Source organism: Streptococcus suis, from assembly GCF_002964045.1.
In the GTDB taxonomy this organism is placed as follows: Bacteria; Bacillota; Bacilli; order Lactobacillales; family Streptococcaceae; genus Streptococcus; species Streptococcus suis_U.
This window is the reverse complement of the sequence record NZ_POPB01000108.1, coordinates 1-287: the sequence shown is the minus strand read 5'-3', so window position 1 is coordinate 287 and position 287 is coordinate 1. Positions and strand designations below refer to the sequence as shown.

The window sequence follows — 287 nt, the reverse complement described above, 5'->3', positions numbered from 1 at the left end:
TCATGCCACAGAAGATCGTGACGGAGACTCAGTTGCTCCGTCTTTTGGCTAACACTCCTTTACAGCTAGAGGTTGAATTTCTCTACATGGCTAGTCACGAGTCCAAAAATACACACTCGGACCATTTGAAGCAGTTTTATAAGACTTTTGAGCAGGTCAGGGATAGCTATTTTGATGGGCTCATCGTGACAGGAGCACCAGTTGAAAACTTACCTTTTGAGGAAGTTGATTACTGGCAAGAACTTACTCAAGTTTTTGATTGGTCAAAAACACATGTTTATTCAACA

The 287-nt window shown here is 41.5% G+C and carries 1 protein-coding gene; it reads left to right on the top strand.

The window, feature by feature from the left end; translation table 11 throughout:
- On the top strand, nt 1-287 hold a 287-nt coding region (locus tag C1E99_RS00460; protein ID WP_161951114.1), incomplete at both ends, for a homoserine O-acetyltransferase/O-succinyltransferase family protein.